At 70.2% G+C, this 14,808-nt stretch carries 16 protein-coding genes; 9 read left to right on the forward strand and 7 right to left on the reverse strand.

What is annotated here, in order from left to right; translation table 11 throughout:
- Positions 1–34 precede the first annotated feature (34 nt).
- Positions 35–433: a low affinity iron permease family protein gene (locus AB4112_RS05245; RefSeq protein ID WP_309796018.1), complete on the forward strand. Its 399-nt coding sequence runs from the start codon at positions 35–37 to the stop codon at positions 431–433.
- Positions 434–508: 75 nt separating this feature from the next.
- Complete coding sequence (locus AB4112_RS05250) at positions 509–859, forward strand: hypothetical protein (RefSeq protein WP_309796020.1); 351 nt, start codon at positions 509–511, stop codon at positions 857–859.
- Positions 860–864: 5 nt separating this feature from the next.
- On the opposite strand, the gene AB4112_RS05255 is transcribed toward AB4112_RS05250, so the two are convergent.
- The 3 genes from AB4112_RS05255 to AB4112_RS05265 form a co-directional block, all read right to left on the reverse strand.
- Positions 865–1,854, reverse strand: a complete 990-nt coding sequence (locus tag AB4112_RS05255) for a glutathione S-transferase family protein (protein WP_441717557.1) — start codon at positions 1,852–1,854, stop codon at positions 865–867.
- A 52-nt stretch (positions 1,855–1,906) separates the two neighbouring features.
- Positions 1,907–2,506: an NAD(P)H:quinone oxidoreductase gene (gene wrbA, locus AB4112_RS05260; RefSeq protein ID WP_309796024.1), complete on the reverse strand. Its 600-nt coding sequence runs from the start codon at positions 2,504–2,506 to the stop codon at positions 1,907–1,909.
- Between the two features lie 130 nt (positions 2,507–2,636).
- A complete protein-coding gene (locus tag AB4112_RS05265) occupies positions 2,637–3,815 on the reverse strand; it encodes an MFS transporter (protein ID WP_441717559.1) in 1,179 nt (392 codons plus the stop codon).
- Between the two features lie 121 nt (positions 3,816–3,936).
- On the opposite strand from AB4112_RS05265, the gene AB4112_RS05270 reads away from it, so the two are divergent.
- Positions 3,937–4,281: an ArsR/SmtB family transcription factor gene (locus AB4112_RS05270; RefSeq protein WP_309796029.1), complete on the forward strand. Its 345-nt coding sequence runs from the start codon at positions 3,937–3,939 to the stop codon at positions 4,279–4,281.
- Positions 4,282–4,471: 190 nt separating this feature from the next.
- Positions 4,472–5,320, forward strand: a complete 849-nt coding sequence (locus AB4112_RS05275) for a hypothetical protein (RefSeq protein ID WP_441717562.1) — start codon at positions 4,472–4,474, stop codon at positions 5,318–5,320.
- A 15-nt stretch (positions 5,321–5,335) separates the two neighbouring features.
- Here AB4112_RS05275 and AB4112_RS05280 read toward each other — a convergent pair whose 3' ends face one another.
- Entirely contained in the window at positions 5,336–6,073 is a 738-nt protein-coding gene (locus tag AB4112_RS05280; protein WP_441717564.1) for a GNAT family N-acetyltransferase, read from the reverse strand.
- 104 nt (positions 6,074–6,177) lie between these two features.
- On the opposite strand from AB4112_RS05280, the gene AB4112_RS05285 reads away from it, so the two are divergent.
- Both AB4112_RS05285 and AB4112_RS05290 read left to right on the forward strand, forming a co-directional pair.
- Positions 6,178–7,086, forward strand: a complete 909-nt coding sequence (locus AB4112_RS05285; protein ID WP_441717566.1) for a LysR family transcriptional regulator — start codon at positions 6,178–6,180, stop codon at positions 7,084–7,086.
- Positions 7,087–7,116: 30 nt separating this feature from the next.
- Complete coding sequence (locus AB4112_RS05290; protein ID WP_441717568.1) at positions 7,117–8,010, forward strand: LysR family transcriptional regulator; 894 nt, start codon at positions 7,117–7,119, stop codon at positions 8,008–8,010.
- Here AB4112_RS05290 and AB4112_RS05295 read toward each other — a convergent pair.
- The 3 genes from AB4112_RS05295 to AB4112_RS05305 all read right to left on the reverse strand — a co-directional run bounded on the left by AB4112_RS05295 (position 8,007) and on the right by AB4112_RS05305 (position 11,592).
- Positions 8,007–9,485, reverse strand: coding sequence for an MDR family MFS transporter (locus AB4112_RS05295; RefSeq protein ID WP_309796036.1), 1,479 nt, complete (start codon positions 9,483–9,485; stop codon positions 8,007–8,009). The genes AB4112_RS05290 and AB4112_RS05295 overlap by 4 nt on opposite strands.
- A gap of 110 nt (positions 9,486–9,595) precedes the next feature.
- Positions 9,596–10,867: an ATP-binding protein gene (locus tag AB4112_RS05300; protein WP_441717571.1), complete on the reverse strand. Its 1,272-nt coding sequence runs from the start codon at positions 10,865–10,867 to the stop codon at positions 9,596–9,598.
- Positions 10,864–11,592, reverse strand: coding sequence for a response regulator transcription factor (locus AB4112_RS05305; protein ID WP_309796040.1), 729 nt, complete (start codon positions 11,590–11,592; stop codon positions 10,864–10,866). Before AB4112_RS05305 ends, AB4112_RS05300 begins: the two co-directional genes overlap by 4 nt.
- Positions 11,593–11,805: 213 nt before the next feature.
- On the opposite strand from AB4112_RS05305, the gene AB4112_RS05310 reads away from it, so the two are divergent.
- The 3 genes from AB4112_RS05310 to AB4112_RS05320 all read left to right on the forward strand — a co-directional run bounded on the left by AB4112_RS05310 (position 11,806) and on the right by AB4112_RS05320 (position 14,806).
- Positions 11,806–12,039, forward strand: coding sequence for a hypothetical protein (locus AB4112_RS05310; RefSeq protein WP_441717573.1), 234 nt, complete (start codon positions 11,806–11,808; stop codon positions 12,037–12,039).
- 92 nt (positions 12,040–12,131) lie between these two features.
- Positions 12,132–13,640, forward strand: a complete 1,509-nt coding sequence (locus tag AB4112_RS05315) for an efflux transporter outer membrane subunit (protein WP_309796044.1) — start codon at positions 12,132–12,134, stop codon at positions 13,638–13,640.
- Between the two features lie 38 nt (positions 13,641–13,678).
- Positions 13,679–14,806, forward strand: coding sequence for an efflux RND transporter periplasmic adaptor subunit (locus AB4112_RS05320; protein ID WP_441717575.1), 1,128 nt, complete (start codon positions 13,679–13,681; stop codon positions 14,804–14,806).
- Positions 14,807–14,808: the final 2 nt, after the last annotated feature.

Below are 14,808 nucleotides of genomic sequence, written 5' to 3' on the forward strand. Positions count from 1 at the left end.
TTGTCATGGCATCCGGTCCGATTTGGAGGATGCCTTGAAGGACGCCCCCTGGTTCGTTCGCTTCGCCAACCGGTTCTCCCAGCTGGCCGGCCATCCCGTCACCTTCGGCATCGCGGCGGGCGCGATGATCGCCTGGGCCGCGATGGGGCCGTTCGTCGGCTTCTCCGACGTCTGGCAGCTGACCGTGAACACCGGCACCACGATCATCACCTTCCTCATGGTGTTCCTGATCCAGAACACCCAGAACCGCGACAGCGCGGCGGTGCAGATCAAGCTCGACGAGCTGATCCGGGCGACGGAGGTGGCGCGCAACTGGATGCTCGATCTGGAGGAGCATTCCGACAAGGACCTGCAGGAGATCCGGGAGGAGTACCGGACCCTGGCGGCGAAGGCGCGGGCGGAGCGCGACCGCGCAAAACGTATGGAAACTTGATGGGCGGGGGGGCCAGGGTCGCGGCCTCAGCGGTCGTCCCGGACGGGGCGGCGCGCCGACATCCGGACGATGATCATGTTGGACCAAGAGACCCCGCCGGCGGCCGTCAGGCCGGGCCCGGGCGAAACCATCTGGCAGCGGACCGCGCCGGAATCGCGCCGGCGCATCGCCAGCTTCGTCTCGCGGCTGGCGATGATGCTGGGCATGCTGGCGCTGATCGCCCTGCCGGGCCGCCGCTCCATCCCTGAGATGCTGCAGCTGCTTCAGACCGTGATGTTCTTCGCCGGGCTGTGGAGCGCGCTGTTCGCCTGGGTGGCGCATGAGCCGCCGCAGCCGGGCCGCCTGAACCTGTGGGACGAGGCCCTGGCCTTCACCGGCCTGTTCCTGCTGGTGCGCATCCTGCGCACCGTGGTGTTCGGGATGTGAACGGGTTAACGGGCCTCGGGCAGCCGCTCGCGGCCATGCGGTGCGGCCAGGTCCAGCACCGGGCCCTTCGGCACGATGCCGGTCGGGTTGATGCTGTGGTGGCTCTCGTAATAGTGCCGCTTGATGTGGCTCATCTCGATGGTCGCGGCCACGCCCGGCAGCTGGGCGATCTCGCGGGTGTGGCCCCACAGCGCCTTGTATTCGTGCAGCGGCCGCAGGTTGCACTTGAAGTGGCCGTGATAGACCGGGTCGAAGCGCAGCAGCGTGGTGAACAGCCGGATGTCGGCCTCGGTCAACCGGTCGCCGACCAGCCAGCGATGCGCCGACAGCCGGGCCTCCAGCATCTCCAGCGCCTCGAACAGCCGGGTCACGGCCTCGTTGTAAGCCGCCTGCTCGGTGGCGAAGCCGGCCTTGTAGACGCCGTTGTTCACCCGGTCGTAGACATCGGCGTTGATCGCGTCGATCTCGGGCAATAGCGCCGCCGGCGATAGATTGACCGAACGATCGGCGAATTCATCAAACTCCGAATTCAGCATCCGGATGATCTCGGCCGACTCGTTGTTCACGATCGTGCCGGTCTGCTTGTCCCACAGCACCGGCACGGTGACCCGGCCGGTGTAGTCGGGCTTGGCCAGGGTGTAGATCTCGTGCAGCGCGGCCTTGCCATTCACGCGATCGCCGGTGGCGCCGGGGCTGCGGCTGCCGTCGCGGATGTCGTCGAAGGTCCAGCCCTGGGCGCCCATGAACGGGTCGACCACGTCGACCGAGATCACGTCTTCCAGCTTCTTCAGCGCCCGCACGATCAGGGTGCGGTGGGCCCAGGGGCAGGCGTAGCAGACATAGAGGTGGTAGCGCCCAGCCTCGGCCTTGAAGCCGGAGCTGCCGTCGGCGGTGACCTTGCCGCGGAAGGCGCTGTCCTGCCGCACGAAGCGGCCGCCGGTCGCCTTGGTGTCGTACCACTGGTCGGCCCAGCGGCCTTCGATCAGCAGGCCCATCGTCTTCTCCGCAGCCGCCGGGGCTCGGCGCCCCGGCGGATTTCCAACAGGCTCAGCCGACGAGCTTCGAGGCGATCTTCGTGACATGCGCGCCCTGGAAGCGGGCGGCCGCCAGCTCGTTGGCGCTGGGCTGGCGCTGGCCCTGGCCGCCGGCGATGGTGGAGGCGCCGTAGGGCGACCCGCCGGTGATCTCGTCCAGCGTCATCTGGCCCTGGAAGGAATAGGGCAGGCCGACGATCACCATGCCCTGATGCAGCAGCACGGTGTGGAAGTTCAGGATGGTCGATTCCTGGCCGCCATGCTGGGTGGCGGACGAGGTGAAGACGCTGCCGACCTTGCCGATCAGCGCGCCCTTCATCCACAGGCCGCTGGCCTGGTCGAGGAAGGTCTTCATCTGCGCGGCCATCATGCCGAAGCGGGTCGGCACGCCGAAGATCACGGCGTCGTAATCGGCCAGCTCGTCGACCGTGGCGACCGGCGCCGTCTGGTCGAGCTTGAAGTGGGCGGCGCGGGCGGCCTCTTCCGGCACCGTCTCGGGCACGCGCTTGATGGTGGGCTCGCCACCCGCCTCGCGGACGCCCTCGGCGATCGCCGTGGCCATGGTCTCGATATGGCCGTAGGAGCTGTAGTAGAGGACCAGAACCTTCGTCATCGCATCGTTTCCCTATCGTACCCGCAGCCGACGCTGCGCCGAGAAGGTAGACCTTGATGCGGGACGGGAGAACCCGCCCGTCCGGAACAGGATTGTTTCCAAATCAGCGACGATCGAGCAGGGCGTGGGCTCAGACGGCCGGCTGCACCGCCCGTGTGGCCTTGCGCCGCACCGTCACCGCCAGCACGCCCAGCGCGATGGCGGCGCACAGGGCCCCGACCCAGCCGAGATCGGTGACGTCGCCCCAGGCGATGGTCATCGCGCCCAGCGTCGAGCCGAAGGCGACGCCGGCATAGAGCGCGGAGGAGTTCAGGGACGCGGCGACCATCGCCACCTCCGGCGCCAGGCGGATCAGCCGGGTGGTCTGGGCCGGGTGGAAGGCCCAGCCGGCGACGCTCCAGATCACGATCAGCGGCGCGGCGACGATCAGCGCCTGGTGGGCCGGCAGGAGGGCGGCGGCCGACAGGCCGAACAGCGACAGGGTGAGGACCGCAAGCGACCAGGCCTGCACCGGGACCGGGCCGATCCGGTCGGTCAGGTGGCCGCCCAGGGCGTTGCCGGCGGCCGCGCCGATGCCGAACAGGAACAGCATGGCGCTGACGCCGTCGGCGCCGATGCCGGTCGCCCGCTCCAGGAACGGGGCGATGAAGGTGTAGACGACGAAGCCGGCGGCGATCCAGAACACGGTGACCACCAGCGCCTGCAGCACCGCCGGCCGGCGGGCGACGGCCAGTCGTTCGGCCAGGGTGCTGGCGCCGCGGGGCAGCTGCGCCGGCAGGCCGAAGCGCAGGCCGAACACGCCGGCGAGGCTGAGGCCGGCGACGATCAGGAAGGTGGTCCGCCAATCCGCATGGTTGCCGATCCAGGCGCCCAGCGGCACGCCCAGCGCGGTGGCGACGGTCATGCCGCTGGTGACGGCGGCGATCGCCCGCCCGCGCCGTTCCGGGGCGACCAGGGACGCGGCGACGGCATAGGCCGTCGGCATGAACAGGCCGGCGCTGAGCGCCAGCAGCACCCGGACCGCAACCAGCTGCCACAGCGTCTCGGTCGCCGCCGCCAGCAGGTTGGCGAAGGCGAAGAACAGCAGGGCCAGCACCAGCAGCCGGCGCCGATCGAGGCTGCCGCAAAAAGCCGACAGGATCGGGGAGCCGACCGCATAGGCGAGGGCGAAGATCGTGATCAACTCGCCGGCCGTGGCGACGGAGGTGTGGAAATCCGCGGCGATCGCGGGCAGCAGCCCGGCGATCATCAGGCCTTCGGTGCCGATGGCGAAAGCGCCGATCGCGAGCCAGACCAGGGAGGCGGGCATGGGGATGATCCATTGTTCAACGATATTTGAAATATCGGATTGGCCGAGGGAGCCGTCAAGCCAATTGTTCAAAATTCGTTGAACATTGAATATCGCCGCCGGATGGCTTAGATCTCGGGGCATGCGCACGCCCTATCACCCCGATCGCGACCAGATGGACCTCGTCACCATCCTCGCGGCGCTGAGCGACCCGACCCGCCTGGCGATCGTGCTCCAGCTGTCGGAGATGGGGGAGGAGGCCTGCAGCAGCATCGACCACGCGCCGAAGACCAGCCTGTCCTACCACTACGCCAAGCTGCGCGAGGCCGGGGTCACCCGGACGCGGATCGAAGGAACCCAGCGCTTCATCTCCCTGCGCCGCGACGATCTGGAGGCGCGGTTCCCCGGGCTGCTCGACTCTGTAGTGACAAATGCGCGCAGGGACGGCGGCCTGAAAACCCGGGCATTCCCTGCCGAGATTCGGTGAATCCAAGGCAATCCGGGGCCGTCCGCGGGTTTCTCCATTTTACCAAAGGGTAATTTCACGTCGCAGGCGGGACCACTTATGGTCCGCTGAGGCCAAGACGCGGGAACGCTGGCCGCGGCGATGTGTTTGAGGTTCCGTTGACCCATCCAAGAGCCAGATGACGATCGATATGCGTCGCTCCACCGAGCCCATGCGGAAATTTGCCGTTGTCACCACCTGCAACGGCGCCGGCTATGCCGAATACGGGCAGCGCATGATCGACACCTTTGACCTCTATTGGCCGGAGGATGTCCCCCTCCTGGTCTATCGCGAGGGTTTCGAGCCGGAGGTGCCGAGCGACCGCATCGTGGTGCGGGACCTGGTCTCCAGCTGTCCCGACCTGGTCGCCTTCAAAAGCCGCCACGCCGACAACCCGCTCGCCCACGGCCTGACCGAGCGCTACCGCTTCCGGCTGTCGCGCAACCCCTACAAGAACCGGATCAAGCTGGGCGACCGGCGCTGGGGCACCGGCTTCCGCTGGGATGCGGTGCGGTTCAGCCACAAGGCCTTCGCCATCTTCCACGCCGCGGCAAACACCGATGCCGACGTGCTGATCTGGGTCGATGCCGACAGCCTGTTCTTCGCCGAGCCGAGCCGGGAAGAGCTCGAGGGCTTCATTCCACGCGACCGCTTCGTCGGCTATCTCGACCGGCCGACCTACTCGGAATGCGGCTTCATCGCCTACAATCTGAGGCACCCGGCCACGCGGGAGATGTTGGCGGCGTTCAAGCGCCTCTACACCCATGACGAGCTGTTCGAGCAGTACGAGTTCCACGACGCCTATCTGTTCGACGTCGTGCGCCGGCAGATCGAGCGCGCGGGCCACCGGTCCTTCGACATCGCCGACGGCATCGGCCGGCAGGCCAAGCATGTGCTGATCAACTCCCGGCTCGGCCGGTTCATGGACCACATCAAGGGCGGCCGGAAGACGACCGGCCACAGCCCGCGCAACGACCTGGTGGTCGAGCGCGGCGAGGATTACTGGCGCAATTCGGCCTGATCCTGCGACAGCGGATCACGCATCGGGACCGGGCGCCACGGTGTCGCCGGCGCCCAGGGTGCGCTGCATCATCACGGTGTCGACCCAGCGTCCCAGCTTGAAGCCGATCGACCGGAAGCTGCCGGCCCGGTGGAAACCCATCCTTTCGTGCAGGGCGATCGAGGCGGTGTTGCGGCTGTCGCCTATCACCGCGACCATTTGGCGCCAGGGCCCTGCCTCGCAGCGGGCGATCAGCCCCGCCAGCAGCGCCCGGCCGATGCCGCGGCCGGCCAGCCCGTCGGCGACATAGACCGAATCCTCGACCGTGTGGCGATAGGCCGGCCGCGGCCGGTGGGCGCCGGCATAGGCATAGCCGACCACCCGGCCGTCGATCTCCGCCGCCAGATAGGGCAGGCCCTGGCCCAGGGTCGCCACCCATCGCGCCACCAGCTCGGCCGCGTCCGGCGGCGTCTCCTCGAAGCTGGCGAAGCCGTGCAGGACGTGATGGGCATAGATCGCCTGCACCGCCGCCATGTCCGCCATGGCCGCATCGCGGATGGTGACCGGGGCGGGCAGGGTGATGTCGTGGCGGTCGGGCATCAGGGTCTCTCTGTCGGGGGCGGGTCGTCCGCGCAAGGCCTCGCCGCGGCAGATGCCGAGATCGGCCAGCCGCCGGTCGTCGAGCCCGCGCAGCATGTCCAGCTGCCGCCGGCGCGACAGGGGCGAGGCGGCGAGCCAGCGCAGGGTCTCGGTCAGGGGCGGAAGGCGGGACATCGGTCACGGCTATGGTCGGGGGAACTGATGAAGTCGAGCTTGCGCCGTGGCTTCGGATAAGGGAAATTTGGATATTCAATGCAAAGGATAAGGAATTCTTTGGGATGCGCGGGCTGAACCTCGACCAGTTGCGCAGCTTCTGCGAGGTGATCCAGGCCGGCAGCTTCTCCGCCGCCGCCGCCCGGCTGAACCTGACGCAGCCGGCGGTCAGCCTGCAGATCCGGCAGCTGGAGGCCAGGCTGGGCGTCCGCCTGATCGAGCGGGTCGGCCGGCGGGCGACCCCGACCCTGGCAGGTGCCGACCTGCTGGCCTATGCCGGGCAGATCGAGGCCGCGGTGGCGACGGCGGTCGAGGCCATGGCCGAACACGCCACCGGCACCATCGGGCGGGTCCGGCTGGGCACCGGCGCCACCGCCTGCATCTACCTGCTGCCGCCGGTGCTGCGGGCCCTGCGGCGGCGGTTCCCGTCGCTCGAGATCGTGGTCAGCACCGGCAATGCCGTCGACGTCCTGCGGCTGCTGGAGGAGAACGCGCTCGACCTCGGCCTCGTCGCCCTGCCGGCGCCGGGTCGCGCCTTCGCCGTGACGCCGCTGCTGGAGGAGGAATTCGTCGCCGTCGCCCCGGTCGAGGCGGACGACCTGCCGCCGGAGATCACGCCGGCGGCGCTGGCCCAGCGGCCGGTGGTGCTCTACGAGCCGGGCGGCCAGACCCGGCGGATCGTCGACGACTGGTTCGCGGCAGCCGGGATCAGCCTGAAGCCGGCGATGGCGCTGGGCAGCGTCGAGGCGATCAAGGAACTGGTCAGCGCCGGCCTGGGCTGCGCCGTGCTGCCGCACATGGCGATGCCGCCGGGCGAGACCCGGCTGGTGGCGCATTCGCTGTCGCCGCGGCTGTACCGCCGGCTCGGCCTCGTGCTGCGCCGGGACAAGCCGCTGACGCGCGGCCTGCGTGAGATGATCGCGGCGCTGCAGCAGGCGGTGCCGGGGTCATTGACCGGCCCCGTCGCCTCATAGACCCTGCGCGGCATGGACATGCCCGGCGCCATGATCGTTTTCGCCCAGGTCGTCGACAGCCGCAGCTTCTCGGCTGCGGCGCTGCGGCTCGGCCTGTCGAAATCCGCGGTCAGCAAGCAGATCGCGAAGCTGGAGGACCGGCTGGGCGCCCGGCTGCTGAACCGCACCACCCGCACCCTCAGCCCGACCGATGCCGGCCAGGATTTCTACGAGCGCTGCGTCCGCGTCGCCCGCGAGGTGGAGGAGGCGGAGCGGGCGATCAGCCACCTGTCGACCGAGCCGCGGGGCCTGCTGCGCCTCAACGCGCCGGCCAGCTTCGGCCGTGACTACATCGCGCCGCTGGTGCCGGAGATGCTGGTGCGCTGGCCCGAGCTGCGGATCGATGCGGTGTTCGACGACCATTTCGTCGATGTCGTGGCCCAGGGCTTCGACCTGGTGATCCGCATCACCAAGCTGCAGGATTCCAGCCTGGTGGCCCGGCGCCTGGCCCATTGCCGGCGGCTGGTCTGCGCCGCGCCCGCCTATCTCGAACGCCATGGCGTGCCGAAAACCCCGGCCGACCTCGCACGGCACGATTGCGTGCTCTACAGCTACGCCGCCGACCAGGGGGAATGGCAGTTCGTCGGGCCGGACGGGCGGCTGGAGACGGTGCGGGTCGACGGCCGGCTGCGGGTCAACAGCGCCGAGGTCATGATGGCGGCCCTGCGCGCGGGCGTGGCCCTGGCGATGCCCCCCGACTTCCTGGTCGGCCCCGACATCGCCGCCGGGCGCCTGGTGCCGCTGCTGACCGAATACGAGAACCCGTTCGGCGCGATCTACGCGGTCTGGCCGCACAACCGCAACCTCGCCCCCAAGGTCAGGGCGGTGGTGGACTTCCTGGTCGAGCGCTTCGCGGTCGAGCCGATCTGGGCGCCGCGCGGCTAGAGCGGTTCTGCCCCGGCGCCCATGTCCGGCCGCTCGCGCAGGGGCCGGTGCGCCACCCGCATGTAGATCACGAGGCTGAGGGCGAAGACCGCGGCCACCGCGGCGAACATGATGGCGAAGGCGCGGGCGATGTCGGTGCGCTCGGTGTCGGTGACCGGGCGGCGCACCAGATCCTCCAGCCCCGAGACCGTGCCGACCGATGGCACCCAGGCGACGATCAGGCCCAGCACCAGGGCCGAGGCCGCGGCGATCAGGATGGCGCCACCCAGGGCGCGGGAGAAGCCGATGGCGCCGGTCACCGCGCCGAGGTCGCGGCCGGCGACCGCGTTCTGCGCCGCCACCATGCTGGCCGGGAAGATCGGGCCGACGCCGAAGCCCGCGACCATCAGCAGGCCGGAGGCGACCAGCGGCGTGGCGTGCTCGGCCACGGCGGCGAGGGCGAGGAGGGCCACGATCGCGACCGGCAGCCCGATCAGCGGCGGCCGGCGGTAGGTGCCGGTGCGGGTGACATAGCGGCCGGACAGCGACGCGGTGATGGTGGTCGACAGCATCAGCGGGATCATCATCAGCCCGACCTCGCCGACCGGGGCCCGCAGCGCCACCTGCAGGTAGGTCGGCGCCAGCACCGCCAGCACGAGATAGCCGCCGAAGGCCAGGAACACCGCCGCCAGCACCGGCCCGACCACGGTGTCGCCGAGGAAGCGCGGCGGCAGGATCGGCTCGTCGGCCCGGGCCTGGCGGCGGAAGAACAGCCAGCCGCCGGCCGCCGCCGCCACCAGCGCGACGACGATCGGCAGCGATAGCCAGGGGAAGGTGGTGCCGCCCCAGGACAGGCCCAGCAGCAGCGCGGTGGTGCCGAAGGTCAGCAGGCCGATCGAGGCGAAGTCGATCGGCGCCCGGACCCGCCGCACCGGCAGCTTGCGCAGCGCCCGGTCGACCGTGACCAGCGCCAGCGCGCCCAGCGGCAGGTTGATCCAGAAGATCCAGGGCCAGCCGACATACTGGGTCAGGACGCCGCCCAGGGTCGGGCCGATCAGGGCCGACCCGGCCCAGACCGTGGCGAAATAGGCGGCGTAGCGGCCGCGGTCGCGCGGCGCCACCACATCGGCGATCACCGTCTGCGCCAGGGTCAGCAGCCCGCCGCCGCCGAGGCCCTGCACCGCCCGCGCCGCGATCAGCATCACCATCGAGGTCGACAGGGCGCACAGCACCGACGCGCCCAGGAACACGAACAGGCAGATCAGCAGCAGCGGCCGGCGGCCGTAGAGGTCGCTGAGCTTGCCCAGGATCGGCGTGGCGCAGGTCGAGGTCAGGAGATAGACGGTGACGACCCAGGAGATCAGCTCGAAATCGCCCAGCTCACGGCCGATCGAGGGTAGGGCGGTGGCGACGATGGTCTGGTCGAGCGCGGACAGGAACATCGCCAGCAGCGCGCCGATGACGATGGTGCGGACCTCGGACTGGGTCAGGGACATGCTCGGTGCTTCCTCCCGCCCGCGCATGGTTCGTCCCGCGCGAGTCGCTGCCCATCCTAGCGGCTGGGGCGGCCGGCGCGGTCGGCGATTGGCCGGGATCAGCCCTGCGGTCAGCCCGTGGCGCCGCCGCGGGGCAGGATCACGGTCTGGACCAGGCCGCCCTCGGCGCGGTTCTCGATCACGATGCGGCCGCCGCTGCGGTCGATGATCTCCTTGGCGATGGCCAGGCCCAGCCCGGCGCCGGGCACCGTCTGGCGCCGGGCGAAGTCGACCCGGAAGAACGGCTCGAACACCTGGGTCAGCAGCGCCGGGGGAATGCCGGGGCCGCGGTCGGCGATGGTGATGCGGGCCTCGCCGCCGACCGCCGCCAGCGTCACCTCCGCCCCCTTGCCATGGGTGGCGGCGTTGATGATCAGGTTGCGCAGCGCCCGCTTCAGCGCCAGCGGCCCGGCCTTGATCAGCAGCGGCTCGGCCCGGGTCAGGGCCACCGGCAGCGCCTGCTCGGCCAGCTCGGTGCACACCGTCTCGACCAGCCGGTCCAGGCGCAGCGGCTCGGTGTCACCACCGTCGACCTCCTCGCGCACCAGGCGGATGGCGCTGTCGGCGATGCGGTCGAGCTCGTCGAGGTCCTTCAGCCAGGCGGCCTGGTCCTCCTCCGGCAGGAATTCGGCGCGCAGCCGCATCCGGGTCATCGGCGTGCGCAGATCGTGCCCCGCCGCCGCCACCAGGCGCATCCGGCTTTCCATCGCCGCGCGCAGCCGGGCCGACAGGCGGTTCAGGGTCCGGGCGGTGGTGCGCATCTCGGCCGGCCCGGTCTCCGGCAGCTCGGGCAGGATGCCGTCCGGCCCGATGCGGGCGATGGTGCTTTCCAGCAGCGCCAACGGCCGGATCAGCTTGCCGGCGACCACCAGGGCGATGCCGATCGCGCCCAGCACCAGCAGCACCATCCAGCCGGCGAAGGCCAGCGGCACGCCCTGCGGCACCGGCACGTCGGAGATGGTCAGCCACAGCCAGCGCTGCGGGTCGATCTGCACCGACAGCATCGGCGGCGATTCGGGGCTGGGCCGGGTCACCCTGAGCGGCAGGTCGGGCCCGGTCTTGCGCATGGCGTCCTGCAGGTAGTCGGCGAAGCGCTCGATCGGCTCGCCCGGCCCCGGGATGGGGTGCAGCTCGAAATCCGCCACGCGGCCGGGGGCACTCACCGGGCCGATGCCGTTCTCGACCAAATCGGCGATCAGCCGCACCTGGCGGACCAGCGGGTCGATCGTCCGCTCCGGCGACGGCCCGCGCAGCAGGCTGACGGCGGCGAAGCTGGCGATGCCCACGACGGCGATGATGGCGATCACCAGCAGCAGGGTGATGCGGGCCCGCAGCGTGTTCACGCCGCGTCGCCCTGCTGCTCGACCGCGACCGCCAGCTGGTAGCCGCCGTTGCGCACGGTCTTGAAGATGTGGAACGGCCCCTCGTCGCCCAGCTTGCGGCGCAACCGGCTGACCAGCACGTCGATCGACCGGTCCAGCGGCTCCGCCTCGCGGCCCTGGGTCAGGTCCAGCAGCTGGTCGCGCGACAGCACCCGGCCGGGCCGGTCCAGGAAGGCGACCAGCAGCTCGAACTCGGCGCCGGTCAGGACGACCTCCTCGCCGCCGGCATCGGTGACGCGCCGGGCGGACGGATCGGCAGTGAAGCCGGCGAAGCGGTAGCGCCCGGCGGTGGCCGGCGCCTCCTCCGGCGCCGCCGCGCTCCGCCGCAGCACGGCGCGGATCCGGGCCACCAGCTCGCGCGGGTTGAACGGCTTGCCGATATAGTCGTCGGCGCCGATCTCCAGCCCGATGATGCGGTCGACATCCTCCTTCAGCGCGGTCAGCAGGATCACCGGCAGATGCGCCCGGCGCTGGCGCAGGTCGCGGCAGATCTCCAGCCCGGAGCCGTCGGGCAGCATGACGTCGAGGACCACCAGGTCGATCCGGCCGGCCGCGATCGCCTCCTCGCAGTCGCGCCGGTCGGCGGCGAGGGTGACCCGGAAGTTCTGGCTGTCGAGGTAGCGGCCCAGCAGCCGCCGGATCTCGGGGTCGTCGTCAACGACGAGGATGTGGGGCGAAGTCTGCATGGAATATGTGGCCGGTCAGTGCTGCCTTGATCTTTACGGCCGCAGGCCCGCAGCGCGATGGGATTTTTGCAACGGAGTGTTGCCGATTCCCGGCCGGCAACGTTCGGACATCAATTTGATTGCCCGGTTCATCTTCGGCAACACGCCGACGAAGCGCAGCAACAGACCGCGCCTAGCTTCGCTTGGCCGCCAGCAACTCCAGCGAGGTCGCAGATGAAATCCACCGTCGTCATCATCGGCGTCGCGACGGCCAGCGTGATCGGGCTGACCGCCAGCGCGATCACCGGCCTGACCGGCCCGGCCTTCGCCGCTTCCGGTGCCTCCGCCAATGCCTCGGACCGCATCGATGCCCCGCGCCCCGGCCTGCCCTTCTTCGGATCCGGTCCGTCCGAACCGCCGCGTCTGCCACTGCCGGATGCCCCCCATCCGACCCCCGACGCCGGCTGACGGACCGGTCGGGCCGGCCCGGCGTTCCCCCACGCCCGGGCCGGCCCGATGGTTTCTTCCTGCCTTCACTGCAAAGACCGATTGCCGCGATCTTGAAAACTCATCTGCTCCGGGGCGCCACCTCGCTGTCCGTCCTGCTCGTGGCGGCCTGCGCGGTCGGCCCCGATTTCCAGCGTCCGGATGCGCCTGGTGTCAGCCAATACACCCCCGGCACGCCGCTGGCCGAGACCTCTTCGGCCAAGGTGGCGGGTGGTGCGGCGCAGCGCATCCAGAACGGCCGTGACATTCCCGGCGACTGGTGGCGCGTGTTCCGGTCGGATTCGCTGGACCGGCTGATCGCCGAGGCGCTGCGGGCCAATCCGGACCTCCAGGCCGCCCAGGCCTCGCTGCGCCAGGCGCAGGAGAATGTCGCGGCCGGGCAGGGCGCGCTGTTCCCGACCATCAGCGGCTCCAGCTCCGCCACCCGGCAGCAGAGCAACAGCACCGCATCGACCGCGACCGGCACCCGGACGGTGACCTCGGTCTTCAACGTCACCAGCGCCTCGCTCGACGTGTCCTACGACCTCGACGTGTTCGGCGGCACCCGGCGCAACATCGAATCGCTGCAGGCCCAGGCCGATTTCGAGCAGTTCCAGCTCGAGGCCAGCTACCTCACCATCAGCAGCAACGTGGTCGTCGCCGCGATCCAGGAGGCGTCGCTGCGGGCGCAGATCGACGCGACCCAGGACATCATCAAGACCCAGCGGTCCTTCCTCGGCATCCTGCAGCAGCAATTCGCGGCGGGCGGCATCTCCCAGGCCGATGTGGCGTCGCAGCAGGCCGTGGTGGCGCAGACCGAGGCGACGCTGCCGCCGCTGCAGAAGCAGCTGGCGCAGCAGCGCAACCAGCTCGCCGTCTTCCTCGGCCGCTTCCCCAGCGAGATCTCGGGCGACGACTTCCAGCTGTCCTCGCTGCAACTGCCGACCGACCTGCCGCTCAGCCTGCCGTCGAAACTGGTCGAGCAGCGGCCGGACATCCGGTCGTCGGAGGCGCAGCTGCACGCGGCCAGCGCCAAGATCGGCGTGGCCATCGCCAACATGCTGCCGCAGATCTCGCTCAGCGCCAGCTACGGCAGCACCGCCAGCAGCTTCGGCGACCTGTTCTCGCCCGGCACGGTGGCCTGGAGCCTGGCCGGCAGCATCGTCCAAACCATCTTCGACGGCGGCACGCTGCTGCACGACAAGCGGGCGGCCGAGGCTGGCTTCGACGTGGCGGCGGCGCAGTACCGCAGCACCGTGCTGTCGTCGTTCGAGGACGTCGCCAACGCCCTGCACGCCATCCAGTTCGACGCCGATACGCTGAAGGCGCAGCTGGCGGCGGAGCAGGCGGCGCAGCGCAGCCTCACCATCGCCCGCAGCCAGTTCCAGGCCGGCGCCACCGACTACGCCACCGTGCTGACCGCCCAGACCAACCTGCTCAACGCCCGGATCAGCCGCATCCAGGCCCAGGCCGCGCGGCTGAGCGACACCGCCGCGCTGTTCCAGGCCCTGGGCGGCGGCTGGTGGAACCGGACCGACACGCCCGCCGGCGCCACCCAGCCGACCCCCAGCCTGCCGAAGTAATCACGGACGAGACGATGGCAAAGAGCAGAGCCTTTTCGATGACCCTGCGCATGGTCGTCATGCTGGTGGTGATCGGGGTCATCCTGGGTGGCATCTTCGGCTTCCAGGTCTTCAAGTCGCATATCATCGCGCAGGTCCTGGCATCGCGCAGCAACCCGGCCCAGACCGTGTCCACCACCGTGGCGGCGAAGGCGGACTGGCAGGATTCGCTGCAGGCGGTGGGCAGCTTCCGCGCGCTGAACGGCGCCAACCTGTCGTCCGAGGCTGCCGGCATCGTCGACTCGTTCAGCTTCGCCGACGGCCAGGACGTCGCGGCCGGCGCGGTGCTGGTGCAGCTGCGGCTGGACAATGACGTGTCCACGCTGCACCAGCTGCAGGCGACCGCCGACAACGCCCAGGTCACCTATGACCGCGACCTCAGGCAGCTCAAGGCCCAGGGCGTCAGCCAGGCCACGGTCGACAGCGACCTGGCGACGCTGAAGAGCGCCAGGGCCCAGGTCGAGGGGCAGCAGGCGCTGATCGACGAGAAGACGGTCAAGGCGCCCTTCGCCGGGCGGCTGGGCACCCGCCAGGTCGATCTCGGCCAGTATCTGTCGCCCGGCACCACCATGGTGACGCTGCAGGCTCTGGACCCGATCCTGCTCGACTTCACCCTGCCGCAGCAGGCGCTGGCGCAGATCAAGACCGGCCAGGCGGTGACGGCGACGGTCGACACCTGGCCGGGCAAGGGCTTCGACGGCAAGATCATCGCGATCAGCCCGGTGGTCGACACATCAAGCCGCAGCCTGACGGTGCGGGCCAGCTTCGCCAACCCGGACCACCAGCTGCTGCCCGGCATGTTCGGCAAGGTCTCTATCGGCGTCGGCGCGCCGCAGCAATACGTCACGCTGCCGGCGACGGCGGTGACCATCAACCCCTATGGCAACGTCGTCTTCCTGGTCACAGAGAAGGATGCCAACGGCCAGAAGCAGCAGGTGGCCAACCAGACCTTCGTCACCACCGGCGGCACCCGCGGCGACCAGATCGCCGTGCTGAAGGGGGTGGAGGCGGGGCAGACCGTCGTCACCTCGGGCCAGCTGAAGCTGCAGAACGGGTCGCCGGTCACGGTCAACAACGCGGTGACGCCGCCCAGCAACCCCAACGCCGCCCCGGCGGACCCGAGCTGAGG

This window comes from Inquilinus sp. 2KB_23 (assembly GCF_052115705.1).
In the GTDB taxonomy this organism is placed as follows: domain Bacteria; phylum Pseudomonadota; class Alphaproteobacteria; order DSM-16000; family Inquilinaceae; genus Inquilinus; species Inquilinus ginsengisoli_A.